Below are 14447 nucleotides of genomic sequence, written 5' to 3' on the forward strand. Positions count from 1 at the left end.
ATCAGGCGCTGAGCGACGCTTCGAATTCAGCCCGGATGGCCTGCAATTGCTCGGGCGTGAGGCGGTTGCCATACTGCGATACCACCTGTCCTGCCGCACGGTTGGCCAACGCCGCTGCCTGCGCGTGGCTGTGGCCGTGGGTGACCGCGAAGAGGAAGGCACCCGCAAACATGTCGCCAGCGCCATTGGTATCGATGGCCTGAACCTTGACCGCGGGCACTTCGGTCTGCTGCGCACCTTCGATCACCAGGCAGCCCTTGGCGCTGCGGGTCAGGCAGACGACCTTGGCGAGCTTGGACATATGGGTGACGATGGTGGGCAGGTCCTTGCTGCCGCACCAGACCTGCGCCTCTTCCTCGTTGCAGAACAGGTAGTCCAGATCGCTGCCGACCATGGCTTCCAGACCGGGACGGCAGAAGTTGATCATGGTCATGTCGCTCAGGGTGGTAGCCAGTTTGACGCCCGCTTCCTTGGCAATGGCACGCCCCTTGAGGGCGGCGTCCAGCCCGGTGGGCGAGGCGGACAGATAGCCTTCCATGTAATAGACCTTGGACTTGGCAATGTCCTTGGCATGCAAGGAGGTCTGATCGATGTCTGCCGTTGCTCCCAGGAAGGTGCTCATGCTGCGCTCGGCATCGGGCGTCACCATCACCATGCAGATGCCGGTCTGCCCCTCGGGAAACGGCATATGCGAGAGATTGGTGGCGACACCATTGGCCAGCAGGTCCTGGTGGTAGAAGGCCCCCAGTTCATCATCGGCCACACGGCAGGAATAGAAGGCCTTGCCCCCCAGCTGCGCCACGGCCACCACGGTGTTGCCGGCCGAGCCGCCACCCGTGCGACGGCTGTGCAGCCCCTGCACACCCGCCAGCAGATGGGCGCGGCGCTCGGCATCGATGAGCGTCATGTGCCGCTTCTCCACGCCCAGGGCCTGCAGTTGCGCGTCAGTGACTTCGTATTCGGAGTCCACCAGCGCGTTGCCAATGGCGTAAAGATCGTAATGGGACATGGGTTTCCGGAGGTAGCAGGTTGAAGCTATTGTTCGACGAAGGCACGCTCAACGACAAAGTCGCCGGGCGATGTGGTGCTGCCTTCGGCATAGCCACGCTTTTCCAGAATGACTTTCAAGTCCTTGAGCAAACCGGGGGAGCCGCAGATCATGACGCGGTCATTTGCGGGGTCAAGTTTGGGCAGACCCAGATCCGCCTGCATCTTGCCGGACTCGATCAGGTCGGTGATGCGGCCCTGGTTGCGGAAGGGCTCACGGGTCACCGTGGGGTAGTACAGCATCTGCTCGCGCACCATGTCGCCCAGGAACTCGTGGTCGGGCAGCTCGTTGGTGAGGTAGTCGTAATAGGCCAGTTCCTTCACTTCGCGCACGCCATGGACCACGATGACCTTCTCGAAGCGCTCGTAGGTGGCCGGATCGCGCGCCACGCTCAGAAACGGCGCCAAGCCGGTGCCGCTGCCCAGCAGATACAGGTTCTTGCCCGGCAGCAGGTAGTCGATCAACAGGGTACCCGTGGGCTTCTTGCCGACCACGATCTTGTCACCCACCTTGATGTGTTGCAGCTGGGAGGTCAGCGGGCCGTCCTGCACCTTGATGCTGAGGAACTCCAGATGCTCTTCGTAATTGGCGCTGACGATGCTGTAGGCGCGCAGCAGCGGCTTGCCGTTGGGTTGGCGCAGGCCGATCATGGTGAAGTGGCCGTTGGAAAACCGCAATGCGGGGTCACGGGTGGTGGTGAAGCTGAACAAGCGGTCTGTCCAGTGGTGTACGCTTAATACGGTTTCTTCCAGAAATGCACTCATGGGGGCCTTGTGGTGGGTCAAAGTTGCGTTGCAGCAAACCCTATAGTGTAAAAGGTTGGCCTGCCACAATCCGGCATATCCATAGCTCCAGAACTTATAAGCAGTCCTTTTGCGCCATGTCAAACCCAGAAAACCCGTCTTCCGCCCCCTTGCTGGTGGCCTGTTTGTGCGCTCAGTGGTGTGGTACCTGCAACGAGTACGCCCCCTTGTTTGAGCGTCTGCAGGGGGAATTCCCTGGTGCCACGTTCCGCTGGATTGATATCGAAGACGAATCGGACCTGGTCGACCCCATCGAAGTAGAGAACTTCCCCACCATTCTGATTGCCACGGGCGGGCAGGCCCGCTTTTTTGGCACTGTGACGCCCCACCTGGAGACGTTGCGGCGGCTGATTCAGTCCCACCTGGGCAATACTGGGCTCAGCCGCTTGCCTGCCGAAGTGCAGGCCATCACGCAGCGCATCAGCATGCAGCGGGCTGCCTGACCCACCTCAGGCGAGCCGGGCAGATCAGGCTGTCGCGCTCAGTGTGCTGGTGGTGCTGTTGCCGGACTGCTGCAGGCTGGCGCTGATCTGCTCATAGAGCTTTTGTGCCAGCTTGGCCACTTCCGAGTTGCTGGAGCTTCCTGAGCTGCCAGAAGAATCCGAGGAGTTTGCGCCTTGCGCCAGTTCCTTGAGCATGCCAGCCAGCCGCTCCATGGAGGACACCGTACCGTCCTGGTTGACGTCCAATGGATCGTAGGTCGTGCTACTGGAGATGCTGGAGGTTGACTGCGTTCCACCTGTTCCGCCAGCGCCGCTTGACCGCGCTGGTTGGCCGTCCTGCGCGTGCGACTGGGCGAAATCCATGGTGGTGGGTGGTGGCAGGAGGTCCTTCATGCCCTGACCCAATTCGTCACTGGACAGGCTGCCGTCACCATTGGTGTCCATCTTGGTGAACAGCTGCTTGCTGTCACCCAGACTGGTCCCGGTCTTCTGGCTGATGTCGCTCAGCATGGCGCTGAGTTCGCTCTGGTCCACACTGCCGCTGCCATCCGTATCCACTTTGGCAAACATTTTTGCCTGGTGCTGACTACGCTGCGCGCTGGGTGTGGCCCATGCATTGCCGGAGCTGCTGACTCCCCCGATTGTGCTCATGGTCAATTCCTTTACTGCTGGTGAATGAAGATGTCACCCGTTGCATACAGGGCCCGAGCGACCACTCCATTCTTGGCGGCGCAGGTAAGCTGGTCTTTTCAAATTGGTATCAAAGCTGATACAAAACTGCAAAAGAAGCCCGTTACAGTACCGGTTTCCCGTGGCAATTCAGCGCTTATGCCCGGGACCTTGTTTCTAAACTTGTCTCTGCACAAGGGACGCCATGACTGCAAAAACCTCCATCCTTCTGGTCGACGACGACGCCGAGATCACCGAGCTGTTGGGTGAATACCTCACCCGATTCAACTACGAGGTACATTGCGCCAGCGACGGGCCAAGCATGCGCGAGCAGTTGAGGCGCCACAACGTGGACTTGGTGGTGTTGGACATCATGTTGCCCGGCGCGGACGGCCTGATGCTGGCACGGGAGATCCGCCGCCAGACCCGCACGCCCATCATCATGCTGACGGCCCGCACCTCCACCCTGGACCGTATCCTGGGTCTGGAAAACGGTGCGGACGACTACATGAGCAAACCCTTCGAACCCCGCGAACTGGTTGCGCGCATCCAGTCCGTTCTGCGGCGCTCGCAAGGCCCGCAACCGGAGGAGGCCGTGGCGTCCAGCGAAGTGGTGGTATTTGATGGCTGGGAACTGCACCGCAATCTGCGCACCCTGGTCTCCCCCACCGGCCTGGTGGTGGCCTTGTCCAATGCGGAGTTCCGCCTGCTCAACACCTTTCTTTCAACACCACGCAGACTGCTCAGCCGAGACCAGTTGATGGAGCAGGCCCGTGGCCGGGCCATGGACGCGTTTGAGCGCAGCATCGATCTGCTGGTGTCGCGTCTGCGCCATAAGCTGGCCGACGATTCCCGCGAGGTCTCGATGATCAAGACCATACGCGGTGCGGGCTATATGTTCAACGTGCAGTCCGTGCAGGGAAGGGTCGCGTGGCGCGCTTGATGCCCCTGCTGCGCAGGACTGCGCAAGTCCTGCAAAGATGGCTCCCCGACAGCTTGTTCGGAAGATTGGCACTTCTGCTGAGCGTAGTGGCCATTGCCAGCCATGTACTGGCGCTTTCCCTGCTCTTCGAATTCCGCCCCGAGCCATGGGGTGGCGTGCATCCGCCACCACACCCTATGCCCCCTCCCCCGCACGGTTCGCCGCTGCAAGGCATGCTGATGGACATCAGCGTGCGCCTGAGCGCGGTGTTGCTGGCGGCCTGGGTAGGTGCACGCTGGCTGGCGGCCCCCATGCATCGGCTGGCGCAGGCCACACGCGAATTGGCCGGCAATATCCATCGCGCGCCCATCACACCGCAAGGAACCCGCGAATGCCGGGAGGCCACCAGCATGATCAATCAGCTGCAGGCGCATATATGCACCCAGTTGGAAGAACGTGACCAGTTTGTTGCCGCCGTGTCGCATGACTTGCGCACACCGCTAACCCGGCTGGCGCTGCGTGTGGAGTCCCTGAACAACGAGCACGACCGACAGCGTCTGGGCAGGGACATTGCCGAGATGGACCAGATGATCCGCGCCACATTGGACTATCTGCGCGGCGCGGCTGAGGCGGAACCCTGGGTGGAGCTGGACCTGCGCTCCCTGGTGGAAAGCCAGGTACACGATAGCCAGGATTGCGGTGATGCCGTTGCGATGGTGCAGACCACCGCCGAGCAGCATTACGCGCTGCCTATCAAGGCCCAAGTCTCCGCCATACGCCGAAGCATTGCCAATGTCATGGACAACGCCGTGCGTTACGGCGGAGGCGCCGAAATCATCCTGCAACGCATTGGCTCCGAGGTGAGCCTGTGCATCTGCGACCGCGGCCCTGGCATACCGCCCGAGGCCCTGGACAAGGTTTTGCTGCCCTTCTACCGAGTGGAGTCCTCACGCAACCGCCACACCGGGGGTGTGGGACTGGGCCTAGCCACAGCAAACGACATTGTCAAACGCCATGGCGGTACGTTCGCACTCAGCAACCGATCCGGCGGCGGCCTGCAGGTGGAAATGCGCTTTCCCGCAACGACCTGAACAGCGCCCCAACCGGGCTCAGTTGGCAACCAGGTTCTTGTATACGCCGCAGCCCAAATAGATATCGTCGACAGCCGTCACGTAAGACATCTTGGTCTGCACGGTACCCGTTGTGGGGTTCGTAATGTTGTACTCCACCCATCCAGGCTCGTAATTGGCCTGGGCCATGATGGTTTGCAGCAAACCTTCGCCATCGATACCGGCAATGTCCTGCACCCGCGTGCCGACCTTGGATGGATTGCCGCCAAAGGCCAGGTAGGTACCGTGCTCATCCAGAGCAAAGACGTACATGTCCCGGTCATGAAACCCTTTGGATGGCTCCGTCAGGTCGCGCAGGAAGCTGTCCCTGCTGCCACTGCGCCTGTGCGCCACAGCGCGCTGCACCAGCGCAACCGCCTCTTCAGGTGAGCCTTGAATCAGCTTGAACATGGCTACCGAATCCACCAGCGTAGTGGCGCGACGGCGCATGTCTTCGGCCTTTTCCACCGCATGACCAACCATCTGTGCGTTGCGCTGCGTGATCTCGTCAAGCTGGCGCACTGCAGCCGTGATCTCGCTCAGACCAGAACTCTGCTCGGCGCTGGAATTGGAGATCTGCGACATGCTGCCGGCCACTTCGCGGATGCCCGCCACCATGCCCTTGATGGTGGAACCGGCTGCATGGATCTTCTGCACGCTGGCCGCAATCTGCGCGGAAGAGGCTCCGATCAACTCGCGGATTTCCTTGGAAGAGGCGGCTGAACGCTGTGCCAGTGAACGCACTTCGGTAGCTACCACGGCAAAGCCGCGTCCCGACTCGCCTGCGCGTGCGGCCTCCACCGCCGCGTTGAGCGCCAGGATATTGGTCTGAAAAGCCAGACCATCGATCACACCCACAATTTCATCCATGCGCTTGGCGCTGGCCTGAATCGCCTCCACGGAAACGACGGCCTCCTCCATGGCGCTGGCGCCACCTACTGCCGCATCCCGCACTTCGCTGGCATGGCCGTTGGCGCTGACTGCCGTCCCCGCATTGACTTGCACTGCAGAGGCCAGCTCCTGCACGCTGGCGGATGTTTGCTCCAGATTGGCCGCCTGCTGTTCTGTGCGATCCGACAGATCACGGCTGTCACGCTCCAGGCTCTGCCCGGCATAGGCTACAAAGGCGGCATTTCCGCGCACATTGGCCACCATGGCAGACACTGTCCGTCCCAGTTGACCAACCACCGTCAAAACGCTCCCCAATTCGTCTTTGCTGCGGCTCACCACAGGCTGGCGCAGATCGCCGGCAACCATGCGATCCACATACTGCACCATCTGCGCGATGTCCTGCGTCACGCTGACGTAGCAAGCCACCAGGACATACACCAAAGCCGCGGCGTCCACGATGCAGAGCCCCATGACAACCTGAAAAGCGTCCTTGGGTTCTGTGCCGACGAAAAATGCCCAGAGCACAACCAGGATGGGCATGGCGGAAAGAAAACCGATCAATGCAATCTTGCGGGAGAACGTCAACCGTCGCAGCACCGCGACGCCAAGCCCTAACACACCATTTGTTTGCATCGTATTTTTTCCCTTATCTCCGACCCGTCATCCACGAACCCGTCAACCGGACCTGCGTGAACCAACGTGCCAGATGCTCGATGCGCGTAATGTACTTGCATGACGGACGTGTGAACACCCGAGAACACCCTCAAATGTTGGCTAAATCGCAAATAAAAAAACGGGGCTGTAAGGCCCCGTTAAGTCACACGCCCCGGCAGGGTATTACAGCTTGGCGGTAACCCAGGCCAACACGCTGTCCAATGCCCCGGAGAGCTTGCCGGGCTCAGTGCCACCGGCCATGGCCATATCGGGCTTGCCACCGCCCTTGCCCCCGACCTGGCTGGCGACGTGGTTGGCCAGTTCACCGGCCTTGACCTTGCCCACGGTGTCGGCAGTCACGCCGGCTGCGATCTGCACTTTCTCGCCGTCCACCGCTGCCAACACAATGACCGCCGTCTTGAGCTTGTCCTTGAGCTTGTCCATGGTGTCGCGCAAGGTCTTGGCGTCAGCGCCTTCCAGGCGAGCTGCCAACACCTTCACGCCCTTGACGTCCACCGCACTGGTGAGCAGTTCGTCGCCTTGCGCAGAAGCCAGCTTGCCCTTGACGGCCGCCAGTTCCTTTTCCAGTTCCTTGATCTGGCTAAGCATGCCGTCCACGCGCACCGGCAGCTCTTCGGCAGTGGCGCGCAGCTTACCCGCCACGTCGTCCAGTGTGCTTTCCAGTTCCTGCACATGGTGCAAGGCGACCAAGCCGGTGACGGCCTCCACACGGCGCACACCGGCGGCCACGCCGCCTTCGCTCACAATGCTGAAGAAGCCGATGTCACCGGTGCGCTGCACATGGGTGCCGCCGCACAACTCGGTGGTGGTGCCGATGTCCAGCACGCGCACGATGTCACCGTACTTCTCGCCGAACAGCATCATGGCGCCGGTCTGCTTGGCTTCATCTATGGGCATCAGGCGTGCTTGCGTTGGCGCGTTGGCCAGAATTTCGGTGTTCACCAGGGCTTCGATCTCGCGGATCTGCTCGGGCGTGACCGGCGCGTTGTGGGTGAAGTCGAAGCGGGTCTTCTCGGAGTCCACCAGGCTGCCCTTCTGCTGCACATGGTCACCCAGCACCAGGCGCAAGGCCTTGTGCATCAGGTGGGTGACCGAGTGGTTGCGCATGCTGGCGGCACGTACTGCGGCGTCCACATGGGCAGTGACCGTGTCACCCACTGCCAGGGTGCCGGACTTGACCGCACCGTGGTGGCCGAAGACATCGGACTTGATCTTCTGCGTGTCAGACACTTCAAACATGGAGGAGTCGGTGAAGATGGCCCCCACGTCGCCCACCTGGCCGCCGCTCTCAGCATAGAAGGGCGTGGTGTCCAGCACCACGACGCCGTTCTGGCCTGCCTTGAGCTCGGCAACCGGCGTGCCCTCGGCATACAGCGCCAATACCTTGGCGCTTTGGGTCAGGTGGTCATAGCCGACAAAGGTGTTGCCCGCGCCGGTGTACTCCAGCGCCTTGTCCATCTTGAATTTGCCTGCGGCACGGCCCTTGGCCTTCTGCGCTTCCATGGCGGCGTTGAAGCCTTCGCTGTCCACCTGCACGCCCGCTTCGCGGCACACGTCGGCCGACAGATCGAGCGGAAAGCCATAGGTGTCATGCAGCTTGAAAGCCACGTCACCGGGCAGCACCTTGGCGCCGTCCTTGAGCGCGCCTTCAAGGATTTCCATGCCGGTGGCCAGGGTTTCGAAGAAGCGCTCTTCTTCCACGCGCAGCACTTCGGTGATGCGGGCTTCCTGCTCGCGCATCTTGGGGTAGGCGTCACCCATCAGGCGGGCCAGGTCGGCGACCAGCTTGTGGAAGAACGGTGTCTTCTTGCCAAGCTTGTAGCCATGGCGGATGGCACGGCGCACGATGCGGCGCTGCACATAGCCGCGGCCTTCGTTGCTGGGGATGACGCCGTCGCTGACCAGGAAGGATGTGGCGCGGATGTGGTCGGCAATCACCTTGAGCGACGGATTGCTCAGGTCGGTGGTGCCGGTTTCACGCGCTGCGGCCTTGATGAGCTGGTCGAACAGATCAATCTCGTAGTTGCTGTGCACGTGTTGCAGGATGGCGGCCAGGCGCTCCAGGCCCATGCCGGTGTCCACGCAGGGCGCGGGCAGCGGCGTGACGGCACCGGTCTCGTCCATGTTGAATTGCATGAACACGTTGTTCCAGATTTCGATGAAGCGGTCGCCGTCCTCGTCCGGGCTTCCGGGTGGGCCGCCGGGAATGCCTTCACCGTGGTCGTAGAAGATTTCCGAGCAGGGGCCGCAGGGGCCGGTGTCGGCCATCATCCAGAAGTTGTCACTCTTGTAGCGTCCGCCCTTGTTGTCACCGATACGGATGACGCGCTCAGGCGGCAGGCCGATTTCCTTGGTCCAGATGTCGAAGGCCTCATCGTCTTCGGCATACACGGTGGCCAGCAGGCGTTCCTTGGGCAGCTTGTAGACCTCGGTCAGCAGTTCCCAGGCCCACTTCAGGCTCTCGCGCTTGAAGTAGTCGCCAAAGCTCCAGTTGCCCAGCATCTCGAAGAAGGTGTGGTGGCGCGCGGTGTAGCCCACGTTTTCCAGGTCGTTGTGCTTGCCGCCGGCGCGCAGGCAAGCCTGCACGGAAGCCGCGCGCACGTAAGAGCGCTTGTCGGTACCCAGAAACACGTCCTTGAACTGCACCATGCCCGAGTTGGTGAACATCAGCGTGGGGTCGTTGCCCGGCACCAGCGGGCTGCTTTCCACCACGGTGTGGCCCTTGGAGGCAAAAAAGTCGAGGAAGGTCTTGCGGATGTCGGCAACACTCATTACAGGCTGGGTCATGTCGGGCTTCTCGGGGCAGGTTCAAAAAGATTAGCCGCGTATTATCGCCCGCCGCGGCCCCAGCGGTGCCCGCTCAGGGAGTCTTCAGTTCCGCCAGAAAGCGCTGGACCGCTTCGTCCTGCGACCATGCCACATTGAAACGCAACCAGGGGCTGGGCTCCAGATCGACGGAAAACAGATGCCCCGGCCCAAGCAGCACGTCCTGCTCGGCCGCCTTGTAGGCCAGTTCTGCAGCGTTGTGGACCGCCGGATGACAGGCCCAGAGAAACATGCCGGCCTTGGGTTCGGTAAAGAGCGCAAAACCTGCTGCCAGCAGCTGCGCCGAAAGCAGTTGCTGCGCCTGGGCCAATCGGTCCTTGAGCGACTTGATGTGCTTGCGCCAGCGGCCGTCTATCAAGGCCCCGTAGGCCAGACGCTCGGTCCACTCGGAAGAGGTGAGGCCTGAAAACATCTTGAGACGCGTCAATTCTTCCAGCAGAGACGCCGAAGCGGCCATGAAGCCGACCCGGATGTTGGGTGAAATGGTCTTGGAAAAGCTGCCCACATAAATGACCCGCTTGAGCTGGTCCAGGCTGGCCAGCGAAGGGCGGGACTCCGGGTCGAGGTCGGCGTAGATGTCGTTCTCGACCACCACAAAGTCGTACTTTTCCGCCAGTTGCAGCACCCGGTGCAGATGGGACAGGGATGCGGTCGACCCGGTCGGGCTCTGCAGGCGCGGCTGGGTGAAGAACACCTTGGGGCGGTGCGCGATGATGCGCTGTTCCAGCACATCCAGGTCGTAGCCACTGGGCGAGCGCGGGGCACCTATCAGTTTGGCGCCCAGAAAGCGCAGCGAAAACAGCAAATTGGCATAGCCCGGCTCGTCCACGAGAACCGTGTCCCCAGCCCGCACCAGGTTGCGCGCAGCCAGATCCATGGCCTGGCTTGAGCCCTGGGTCAGCAGCACCTGGTCCGCGCCCAGAACGATTTCACGGGCAGCCAGGTTGTCGCGCACCAATTGACGCAGAGGCAAAAAGCCGCGCGGGTCACCGTAGCCGCCCATCTCGACATCAGCGGCCAGCAGCGCGCGCTGACTGCGCTTGAGACCATCGCCGAAGAGCCAGTCACCGGGCAGCCAGCCGCATCCGGGCTTGTTGTGCAGCTTGCGGTTTTCAAAAATGCGCGACAGGTACCACATGGAGTCAAAGCTGTACGACCCGGCTCCGCCGCTCACGGTCGTGCCAGCCGTGCCCCGGCTGCGCACAAAGAAGCCCGAATGTGCTTGCGACTGGAAGTACCCCAGTGCCACCAGGCGGTCGTAGGCGTCCACCACGGTGTAGACGCTCACGCCGTGGGCATGGGCGAACTGGCGAATCGATGGCGCCTTGGTTCCGGCCCGCAACGAGCCGTCATCCACCATTTGGCGAAAACCCACAACGATCTGGGTCACCAACGGAACGGTGGATTTGGGATCAAGAACAAACATGTAAGGCGCTGCCAACGAGAGTAAGGGGAAATATGTACTGGCCCGGCAGCCTGCACAGTGCATTCAAAACCAAGGGCTATCTGTATATGTTAGTCCCTCCCACCCGGCCCTAAAGTCGCCGCTTCACCGCAGGCCCGCCCCGGACTGCCATTCCCAATATCCATCAGGAGTTTTTTTGCATGCAACGCGACGCCAATTTCACCAACGCTGCCCTGTTTGCCCGTCGCGAAGCGGCCATACCCCGTGGCGTGGGCCACAGCCACCAGATCTTCATTGCCAAGGGCGAAAACGCCGAAGTGTGGGATGTGGAAGGACGCCGTTACATCGACTTTGCCGGCGGTATCGCCGTGCTCAACACCGGCCACCGCCACCCTGCCGTCATCCAGGCCGTCAAGGACCAGCTCGACCAGTACACCCACACTTGCTTCCAGGTGCTGGCGTATGAGCCCTACGTGGAACTGGCCGAGCGCATCAACGCCAAGGCCCCCGGCAACTTTGCCAAGAAGACGCTGTTCCTGACCACCGGCGCCGAAGCGGTGGAAAACGCCATCAAGATCGCCCGCGCCGCCACCGGCCGCTCTGGTGTGATCTGCTTTGGCGGCGGCTACCACGGCCGCACACTGATGACCTTGGCCATGACCGGCAAGGTAGCGCCCTACAAGACAGGCTTTGGCCCCTTCCCCTCGGAAGTGTTCCACGCCACCTTCCCCAACGCCCTGCGCGGCGTGAGCGTGGATGACTCCATCGCCTCCATCGAAGCCATCTTCAAGAACGACATCGAAGCCAAGCGTGTGGCAGCCATCATCCTGGAGCCAGTGCAAGGCGAAGGCGGCTTCAACGTGGCGCCTCCAGAACTGCTGCAACGGCTGCGCGCACTGTGCGATGCCAACGGCATCCTGCTCATCTGCGACGAAGTGCAGACCGGTGCCGGCCGCACCGGAACCTGGTTCGCCGTGGAGCAAAGCGGTGTTGCCCCGGACCTGATCACCATGGCCAAATCCATGGCCGGTGGTTTCCCCATTTCTGCCGTGGTCGGTCGTGCCGAAGTCATGGATGCAGCCGGCCCTGGCGGCCTGGGTGGCACCTATGCCGGCAGCCCCATTGCCTGCGCCGCCGCGTTGGCAGTGCTCGACGTATTCGAGAAGGAAAACCTGCTGCAGCGCAGCCGTGATGTCGGTGTACGCCTGACTCAGGGCCTGAAGGCGATTGCAGCCAAGCACAAGGCCATTGGCGACGTGCGGGGCCTGGGTGCCATGGTGGCCATGGAGCTGTTCAAGAACGGTGACATCCATCAACCCGATGCCGATCTGGCCAAGCGCATCGCCGCCGAAGCCACCAAACGCGGACTGATTCTGCTGACCTGCGGCACCTACGGCAACGTGATTCGCGTTCTGGTGCCGCTGACCGCCAGCGACGCCATCCTGGATGAAGGTCTGGACATCATTGCTGCCTGCTTTGACGCGGTCGCCTGAGTTTGACCGTGATGAGTGACAAGAAAGCCCTCGTCAGTTTTACTGGCGTCGAGAAGACCTATGACGGCAAGAATCTGGTTGTACGGGACCTGAACCTTCAGATCCAGCAAGGCGAGTTCATCTCATTGCTCGGACCTTCGGGCTCGGGCAAGACCACCACGCTGATGATGCTGGCTGGTTTCGAGTCGCCCACCGCTGGCGAAATCAGCCTGGCGGGCGTGCCCATTACCCGCACGCCCCCGCACAAGCGCAATTTCGGCATGGTGTTTCAGGACTACGCCCTGTTCCCGCACATGACGGTGGCCGACAACATCGCCTATCCGCTGACCGTGCGCAAGGTGCCAGCCGGCGAGCAGCAGGCAAAGGTAGCCCGCGCACTGGACATGGTGCAGCTTGGCGCCATGGGCAACCGCTATCCGGCACAACTCTCCGGCGGCCAGCGCCAGCGCGTGGCCCTGGCGCGTGCCCTGGTGTTTGATCCGCAGCTGGTGTTGATGGACGAACCGCTGGGCGCGCTGGACAAGCAGCTGCGCGAGCACATGCAGATCGAATTGAAGGAGCTGCATCGCCGCCTGGGCGTGACCTTTGTCTACGTGACACACGACCAGTCGGAAGCGCTGACCATGTCGGACCGTGTGGCTGTTTTCAACGACGGCATCATCCAGCAGATCGATGTTGTAGAGACGCTGTACGAAACACCGGTGAACCGCTTCGTGGCCAGCTTTGTGGGTGACAGCACGGTGCTCGATGCCAAGGTGTTTCAGACCCAGGGCAACCAATGCAATGTGGTGCTGCCCAATGGCGTACAGCTGCATGGCGTCAATGTCAATCGCGCGCAGATCGGCGACACCGTGCAGTGCGGCGTGCGGCCCGAGCGGCTGCAACTGGCGCAATCTGCAGGCCCCAACACCATCGAGGCCCGCATGATCGATCTGATCTATTTCGGGGACCACCTGCGCGTGCGCTGCGAAGTGGCCGGCCAGGAAGCCGCCACGATCAAGATGCCGCTGGAACACGCCGCCCTGCCCCACCCCGGCCAGACGATTCATGTCTATGCCCCCCCAGAACACCTGCGTGTGTACCGCTGAATCTCAGCATTTCAACCTACCTCTCTAGAAGGAAACGTCGATGAATATGAAGCCCCTGATGATTGCTATTGCTGGTGTTCTGGCCCTGCCGGTGCTGGCGCAAAGCCAACTGACCGTGGTGAACTTTGGCGGTGCCAACGGCGCCGCGCAGAAGAAGGCCTACTTTGAGCCCTTCGAGAAGAGCGGAGCCGCCAAAATCGTGCCGGTGGAATACAACGGCGAGCAAGCCAAGATCAAGGCCATGGTTGAAGCCAAGAAGGTCACCTGGGACGTGGTTGAAGTGGAAAGCCCCGATATCAACCGCGGCTGCGACGAAGGTCTGTTTGAAAAGCTGGATTGGTCCAAGCTGGCTCCCAAGGCTGACTTCCAGCCGGCAGCCGTGCACGAGTGCGGCGTAGGCACTTTCATCTGGTCTACGGTCATGGCCTACAACGCCGACAAGCTCAAGACACCGCCCACTACCTGGGCCGATTTTTGGGACACCAAGAAGTTCCCTGGCAAGCGCGGCATGCGCAAGGGTGCGCGCTACAACCTGGAATTTGCGCTGATGGCGGACGGCGTCAAGACGGCTGACGTCTACAAGGTGCTGGCCACCAAGGAAGGTGCTGACCGCGCCTTCAAGAAGATGAGCGAACTCAAGTCCAACATCCAGTTCTGGGAAGCCGGTGCGCAGCCGCCCCAGTTCCTGGTGGCGGGCGACGTAACCATGACGACCGCATACAACGGCCGCATCGACGCCGCACAACGCGAAGGCAAGAACCTGGCCATCACCTGGACCGGTGGCATCTATGACCTGGACTACTGGGTCATGCCCAAGGGCACGCCCAACAAGGACCTGGCCACCAAGTTCATCGCCATGGCTTCCAGCGCCAACGAGCAGTCCGAGTACGCCAAGTACATCTCCTACGGCCCGACCAACAACAAGGCCCTGCCCAAGATCGATGCCAAGGTGCTGGCCCTGTTGCCCACTTCCCCTGCCAACAGCAAGGACGCATTGCAATTCAACATCACCTTCTGGGCCGACCAGGGCGAAGCTCTGGAAAAGCGCTTTGCCGCCTGGGCAGCGCAATAAGTT

12 protein-coding genes are annotated in these 14447 nt (G+C 61.6%); 6 read left to right on the forward strand and 6 right to left on the reverse strand.

All coding sequences use genetic code 11. The features are described from left to right. Position 1: 1 nt before the first annotated feature. Complete coding sequence (locus tag AAGF34_RS22465; protein WP_342617928.1) at positions 2-1009, reverse strand: adenosine kinase; 1008 nt, start codon at positions 1007-1009, stop codon at positions 2-4. Between the two features lie 26 nt (positions 1010-1035). Then, a complete protein-coding gene (locus AAGF34_RS22470; RefSeq protein ID WP_342617929.1) occupies positions 1036-1812 on the reverse strand; it encodes a ferredoxin--NADP reductase in 777 nt (258 codons plus the stop codon). A gap of 116 nt (positions 1813-1928) precedes the next feature. Between AAGF34_RS22470 and AAGF34_RS22475 the strand changes: the two genes are divergently transcribed. Then, positions 1929-2294: a thioredoxin family protein gene (locus AAGF34_RS22475; RefSeq protein WP_342617930.1), complete on the forward strand. Its 366-nt coding sequence runs from the start codon at positions 1929-1931 to the stop codon at positions 2292-2294. A gap of 24 nt (positions 2295-2318) precedes the next feature. Here the strand turns inward: AAGF34_RS22475 and AAGF34_RS22480 are convergent, their stop codons facing one another. Further along, positions 2319-2945, reverse strand: a complete 627-nt coding sequence (locus tag AAGF34_RS22480) for an EF-hand domain-containing protein (protein WP_342617931.1) — start codon at positions 2943-2945, stop codon at positions 2319-2321. Positions 2946-3168: 223 nt separating this feature from the next. Between AAGF34_RS22480 and AAGF34_RS22485 the strand changes: the two genes are divergently transcribed. Beyond that, positions 3169-3906, forward strand: coding sequence for a response regulator transcription factor (locus tag AAGF34_RS22485; RefSeq protein ID WP_342617932.1), 738 nt, complete (start codon positions 3169-3171; stop codon positions 3904-3906). A gap of 65 nt (positions 3907-3971) precedes the next feature. After that, on the forward strand, positions 3972-4976 hold the full coding sequence (locus AAGF34_RS22490) for an ATP-binding protein (protein WP_342617933.1): 1005 nt from the start codon (positions 3972-3974) through the stop codon (positions 4974-4976). 18 nt (positions 4977-4994) lie between these two features. On the opposite strand, the gene AAGF34_RS22495 is transcribed toward AAGF34_RS22490, so the two are convergent. The 3 genes from AAGF34_RS22495 to AAGF34_RS22505 form a co-directional block, all read right to left on the reverse strand. Beyond that, entirely contained in the window at positions 4995-6518 is a 1524-nt protein-coding gene (locus tag AAGF34_RS22495) for a methyl-accepting chemotaxis protein (protein WP_342617934.1), read from the reverse strand. A 204-nt stretch (positions 6519-6722) separates the two neighbouring features. Continuing rightward, entirely contained in the window at positions 6723-9347 is a 2625-nt protein-coding gene (alaS, locus tag AAGF34_RS22500; protein ID WP_342617935.1) for an alanine--tRNA ligase, read from the reverse strand. Positions 9348-9420: 73 nt separating this feature from the next. Next, on the reverse strand, positions 9421-10812 hold the full coding sequence (locus AAGF34_RS22505; RefSeq protein WP_342617936.1) for a PLP-dependent aminotransferase family protein: 1392 nt from the start codon (positions 10810-10812) through the stop codon (positions 9421-9423). Between the two features lie 179 nt (positions 10813-10991). Here AAGF34_RS22505 and gabT point away from each other — a divergent pair, with 179 nt between their 5' ends. The 3 genes from gabT to AAGF34_RS22520 are packed head-to-tail and all read left to right on the forward strand — an operon-like array spanning position 10992 to position 14444. Then, positions 10992-12284 (forward strand): 4-aminobutyrate--2-oxoglutarate transaminase, encoded by a 1293-nt coding sequence (gabT, locus tag AAGF34_RS22510; RefSeq protein WP_342617937.1) that lies wholly within the window; start codon positions 10992-10994, stop codon positions 12282-12284. An 11-nt stretch (positions 12285-12295) separates the two neighbouring features. Continuing rightward, positions 12296-13372, forward strand: a complete 1077-nt coding sequence (locus AAGF34_RS22515; protein ID WP_342617938.1) for an ABC transporter ATP-binding protein — start codon at positions 12296-12298, stop codon at positions 13370-13372. Between the two features lie 46 nt (positions 13373-13418). Beyond that, a complete protein-coding gene (locus tag AAGF34_RS22520) occupies positions 13419-14444 on the forward strand; it encodes an ABC transporter substrate-binding protein (protein WP_342621163.1) in 1026 nt (341 codons plus the stop codon). Positions 14445-14447 lie beyond the last annotated feature (3 nt).

This window comes from Rhodoferax sp. GW822-FHT02A01, assembly GCF_038784515.1.
Lineage (GTDB): Bacteria > Pseudomonadota > Gammaproteobacteria > Burkholderiales > Burkholderiaceae_C > Allorhodoferax.